This is a genomic window from Actinophytocola sp., from assembly GCF_035762905.1.
GTDB lineage: Bacteria > Actinomycetota > Actinomycetes > Mycobacteriales > Pseudonocardiaceae > DASYTH01.
On record NZ_DASUCC010000050.1, the window covers coordinates 24,636 to 30,635 of the forward strand.

A 6,000-nucleotide genomic window follows, 5' to 3' on the forward strand; every position below is an offset into this window, starting at 1 on the left:
CTACGGTAGCCTTGAGCGGAACGGGCACGGCGCAGCCTGCCAGCCGTGATCAGCACGCCAGTCCAAGGGGCCATTGCCTCGTCAACCTTCTGAGGCAAGGCACTAGCGGCGAGCGAGCGTGATCCGCCATCCGGTGTGCAAGGTGCCAACGTGCAGTCGCGGTCCGGACGTACGAGAGAATTGACTCATGCATCAAACCAGCGTGAAATGGGTTCATGGCGAACATGCGACGCCCTGCATCCTTGATTCTGGACCTTAGCCTAGTTGTCCTCGGAGCGCTCCTCGGCATCGTGTCGAGCTTTGCGGTAGCCAAGCTCAAGGAATTGTCATGGTTGGCAACTTGGGCGCAGGTTTGGGCCTTACCCGGCCTGGGCTGCCTACTGGCCGCCGTCCTAGTACTTCGAATTTGGATTTACAGGCTTGATCAGAAGGAGCCTATCCGAAGATGGACATCCAGTCGGCCGCCATTTCCGGGCCTGGATGCCTTTGCCGACGAAGACGCTGCGGTGTTCTTTGGGCGGTCGCACGAAATCGACCAGCTACTAGTAAGACTCCATCCAGTCGCCTCCGACAAGATCTCTCGTCTCATTCCTATCATTGGCCCTTCAGGGGCGGGTAAATCATCTCTAGTTCAAGCTGGATTATTGCCCAGGCTCGCAGTCCGGAGACAGCGTTGGTTTGTAGTGCCGACGCTTGTCCCTGGGACCTATCCAATCGCCAATCTCACCCAAGTACTGGCAGATCAACTTAGACGACGCCCGCCTAATAGAGCAATTTGTCGCTCAATGAAAGGAAGGGCTCGCCATCCTAATGGCGAAAGCTCCTGGAGTCCACTTGAACTACTAAAGAAAGTCCGCGCCGGCAGGATCGGGCGCATACTTCTAGTAATTGACCAGGCCGAGGAGATTCTCACGCTGGCGGCCCCTTCTGAAAGAGACGAGTTTCTCACTATCCTCGATTCTGCGATGCGGGCAGATAACAAGTTGTGGGTGATAATGACACTCCGATCCGAGTTCTTCACTCATTTCTTAACAACTCACTGGAGCCATCTATTCACGCAACCGGTCGTGGTAGGGCCCCTAAACCGAGACAAACTTCTAAATGTTATCCAAGGCCCCGCCGAGGAAGCAGGGATACGCTTCGATCCGCAGGATCTTCCTTGGCGGATGGTCATCGACACTGGCAATGGCGATGCATTGCCATTATTGGCATATACACTACAGACTCTATATCACTTTGCAGATAAAAATGGCGTCATCACAGCCAGTTCATACGATGCGCTGGGCGGCGTGTCTGGCACGTTGAGCCAACGAGCAGACATTGTCTCGGACGACCTGCGCAAGCAGGAGTCCAGTAGTCCAGTGGTCCAGACACTACTGCGTTTTGTCACTTTGAATGACAATCGGCCTACCAAACGTCCCGTCTTCAAGTCTGCCCTGTCCGACGCCGAGCGAAAGGTAGTAGACGCATTCCTGGCGGCACGAATTCTCACAAGCGATACTACGCCAGATTCGAATATGCAAACCGTCTTAAACGTTGCCCATGAGGCGCTGTTCGAACATTGGCCTCCGCTCCAACATGCGATCGCAACACATGCCGAGGACCTTCAATGGCTAGCGGACTTGGAGCGTTGGGCGCTCGACTGGGAGCGCTCGGGGCGGCGGCCTACATACCTACTGCAGGGCGATAGGCTCGCCAGTTCGCTGCAGCACTCGCTCAAGTTTCCAAAACTCGGAGGGCACCAACTTACTGTCGATTTCCTCGAACAATCCCAAAAGGCGGACCAGAATACGGTACGGCGACTCGCGGATACCGTCGCGCACCGCGCGCTGGATACTATTGAAGACGACCCGGAGCGAGCGCTAATGCTGGCCCTCGCAGCCGTAGATGAATACACCATTACCCCATTGGTCGGCCGAGCGCTTGCCACAGCTCTGGTCCGAAATAGGACCACCGTCGTTCTCAACGGTCATATTCGCGAGTTAGAGGATGTAGCGTGGTCGCCCGATGGGCTCCGTGTTGCGACGGCGGCCTTTGATCGCACTATCAAAATCTGGGACGTTCGCACGGGTCAGGTAGAACTCACCCTCAGCGGCCACAACGATCGTGTGTGGGGAGTAGCCTGGTCACCAGACGGGAACCTTTTGGCATCGGGCTCGCGAGACCGAACCGCATGCGTGTGGGATACATATACGGGAGCGGCCCTCGTATCGTTGGATGGGCATCAGGGAGGCATCTGGGGTATTTCTTGGTGTCCCGTGGGACCATTTATCGCGACCGGTTCGTATGACGGGACCGCGCGCGTATGGGATGTGCGCAATGGCTTTGTTGTCGCGTCCATGAACGGCCATAATCGTGATGTCTGCGGCGTTGCGTGGTCAAATGATGGGAAGTTCATAGCGACCGGCTCCCGTGATCAAACCGCCAAAGTCTGGGACGCCGCTACGGGGTCCGAGGTACTGACCTTACGTGGCCATCGGGATGGAGTTTGGAACGTAGATTGGTCGCCCGATGGGCAGTTCATCGCCACTGTTTCGGATGATCGAACTGCCAGAGTGTGGAGTGCATCTACCGGTGAGCAACTTGTCGTAATACGCGGCCACCAAGATCGAATATGGGGAGTCTCATGGTCGCCGGACGGTCGCCGACTGGCGACTGGGTCACGAGACAAGACGGCCCGCGTATGGGATTCTATTAGTGGCACTGAGTTACTCACGTTGCGCGGCCATAAAGACGGTGTAGCCAGCGTTAAATGGGCGCCATCGGGTCAATGGCTTTGCACCGGTTCATTGGATAGAACCGCGCGTGTTTGGGACGCTAGGGAGGAAAGTATAGTCGCATTGAGCGGCCACCGACGCGAAGTCGTTGCTGCGGTTTGGTCGCCGGATGGCCAGCGTATCGCCACCGGGTCAGACGACCGAACAGCTCGAATATGGGATTCAAATGCAGGCTTGGAAATGATCCGGATGAGCGGACATAAAGATGCAGTCTGGAGCGTCGCATGGTCCCCGGACGGATCGACTCTAGCGACGGCGTCACTTGATCGAACTGCGCGGTTGTGGAACGCCGCGAATGGTGCGGAACGCATGGTCCTTCGCGACCACGATGACTGGGTTTTGGCAGTGGCATGGGCGCCCAGCGGAGAACTTCTAGCTACTAGCTCGGCAGACTGGATGGTGCGAATTTGGAACCCTAAAACCGGAGAAAATATCTCAACGATCAAAGGACATAAAGATCGAGTTCGAATAGTGGCCTGGTCGCCGGATGGGCGACGGATCGCAACAGGAGATGATTTGGGATTCGTACACATCTGGAATGTGGACAATGGGGAACGTGTCGCCAGTATTAGCGACCATAAATATGCAGTATGGGCGCTCGCGTGGTCACCTGATGGAGGTCGAATTGCGAGCGCGTCTCGTGGCGGAGCTGTAACGATTTGGGATGTGCAGAGACGCATTATGGAATGCGTACTTCTTGGCCATGGAGACACCGTGTGGGGTATGGCATGGTCGCCTGACAGTGCAAAATTGGCCACAGCGTCATCCGACCGCACAGTTCGCATCTGGGATGTAAATGCCGAGTCCGAGGTCGCAATCGCTGGCGTTCATGCTGCTCCAGTCAGCGATGTTTCTTGGTCACCCGATGGGCATCGATTGGTGACGGCATCACAAGACGGTACGGCGAGAATTTGGGATGCTACAGTTACGATGGACAGCATCATTGCAATGGCCCGCCACCGGATTCGCAATTCCCTGACCGAAGCCGAGAGAGGCACTCTATTGGGTGACTAGATCTACGGCACTTGCGGCCGATTCATTGTAAGGACTTGCTCGCCCCACCGATGCCGGCAGCGCTACCACTGCCCTCGACGCATGGACGTGGCCGATTGCCATGTGTAGGGCCAGATTCGCAAGTACTGACGACCAGTTAGCGTTGCCACTGGAGGATCCGTCTCCGGGCCATGACGCGGGCCGCCGGGTGTCCAGACCGCTTGGCCGAGAGGCTGGCTCAGCTGCTGGATAGTCATCCCAGCGTCGCCCGTCGAAGCTTTTCACAGCTGCAAACAACTCCGATGCTCCGGGGCCGGGCTTCGTGATTGGCGACAGCGAGGTCGCCAGGTTTCTAACCTGTTCATCTTGTGACGGGTGAATAGAGCGATCGTCCTCGGACCCACTCTTGGTGAAATCCCACGAATCGCGTGTGATCTCACGCGTGGTTTGCTGCTCTATGCCCTGATTGGTCGGCGTAGTTTGGTTTGCGTGGCAGTGCCGCGCTCGGGCTCCACGGCGCGCTGGAGAGGGCGATTCCGTGGTAGGCGGTGGAGCAGGGCTACCCCGCCGGCCAGCACCATGGCCGGACGGCGGGGGCCGAGCGGATCGCCCGTCGCCCGGCTGGGATCGAGACCCACGGTCGCGGCGAGGTTGTAGCTGGTGCAGCAGCGCCCAGGTGGTGGCGGTGTCGATGCCATGCACTGGGTGGGGTGAGCGGTTCGGTGGCGCGCAGGATCAGCAGGGTGGTCGCGACATTTCCACCTCCAACGGTGCGGTGGTGGTGAGCAGGCGGCCAAGGCGACCGTGCCGCACCGGACGGCCGGAACCGGCCGGCTGGCGGCCGGTGCGGGGATCGGGCCTGGCGCGGTGCTCGGTGCCGCCCGACTGGCGGCGCGAGGGCAGGTCCGGCCCGGTGACCCGGTTTGTGGTGGATGGGTGCGTAGGTGCGTCTGGTCGGCGCGACCAGTCCGGCGCCCGTGATCCGGTCGCGGACCTGCGCCGGCTGTACGCCTGCGAGACCGCGTCCCGCGCCTTCCCACTTGCCGGCGGAACGGCCGCCGCCTGTGACACACCAAGGCAAGACACGCCACGGTGGCCGTCGTCGCCGACACGGCGGTCCGGTTCATTGTCACCGCTGCCGTCCCGCCGGACACCCGCGAGCGGATGCTGGCGACCCCGACCGTGTCGGCAGAGCGACCCTAGTTGGGATGGGCGCTGATCCGGAGTACCGTGCCATCCGGGTCGTGCAGCCGCATCTCGTACATCCCCCAGGGCCGCACGGATGGTGGTTCGGCGATGGTCGCGCCGCGCCGGCTCCACTGATCGAACAGATCGTCGAGTTGTGCGGTGGTGTTCACGTCAAGGTGTAGCCGGGTCGGATGCGCGCCGGCGACCTGGGTCAGTATGAGGTGGGCACGATCCCGGAAGACCAGCGCGGTACCGGGCTCGTCCGGGTCGTCCTCGGCGAGGAACCGGCCGGCCGGGTCGGACCAGCGCCAGCCGACCTGAAACCCCAGCAGGTCCCGGTAGAACCGCAAGCTCGCGGACAGGTCGCGCACCACAACGTTGGGCCGGCAGGCGTAGATGGCCGGTTCGTCGGCCCGGCTGGGCCGGTCGCCGGCCAGCAGCCCGAACAGCAGGTCGTCAGTCCACTCACCCTTGGCCCAGGTGTGCTGGACGCGCCGGCCCTCCCGGCGAAACCCGAGCCGGTCCAGCAGCTTCGCTGATGCGGTGTTGCGGGCGTCGCAGTCCGCCGAGACCCGGCGCACTCCGGTACCGAACACCCGGTCCAGCACGCACCGCACCGCCTCGGTCCCGTAGCCCTGTCCCTGGTACGGCCGGGCCACGGTAAACCCCAACCCCGCCTGCATCCGATTGTCGTGCAGGCAGATACCGATGTCGCCGATCAGCACGCCGTCGCGCTCCACGGCGTACTGGAACCAGCCGGGTGCGCCCTCCTCGGCGGCCGCGAAACCGGCCACCAGCCGGGCAGCGTCTACTTCGGACACCGGGGCTTCCCACGACTGGTACCGGGCCACTTCCGGATCCGAGCGGTACGCCGCGAACGCGGCCACATCCCCGACGGCGAACCGCCGCACAACCAGTCGCTCGGTCCACACCGGCAGCTCAGCCACGAACACAGGCTACGGGCCAGCGGACATACGCATCCCACGAGTCCGGGCTCCCCTCGAGCACCAGTCTTGGCGTAAGGCCGCGAATCGCGTGAGAT

Annotated in this window: 2 protein-coding genes; one reads left to right on the plus strand and one right to left on the minus strand. The window is 61.0% G+C overall.

Going from position 1 to position 6,000, the window contains the following annotated elements; all coding sequences use genetic code 11:
- The first annotated feature begins 224 nt into the window (after positions 1–224).
- A complete protein-coding gene (locus VFV67_RS09660; protein WP_326468902.1) occupies positions 225–3,791 on the plus strand; it encodes an eIF2A-related protein in 3,567 nt (1,188 codons plus the stop codon).
- A gap of 1,178 nt (positions 3,792–4,969) precedes the next feature.
- Here the strand turns inward: VFV67_RS09660 and VFV67_RS09665 are convergent.
- The gene (locus tag VFV67_RS09665) at positions 4,970–5,905 is read right to left on the minus strand and encodes a GNAT family N-acetyltransferase (RefSeq protein ID WP_326468900.1); all 936 of its coding nucleotides are present in this window, start codon (positions 5,903–5,905) and stop codon (positions 4,970–4,972) included.
- Positions 5,906–6,000 lie beyond the last annotated feature (95 nt).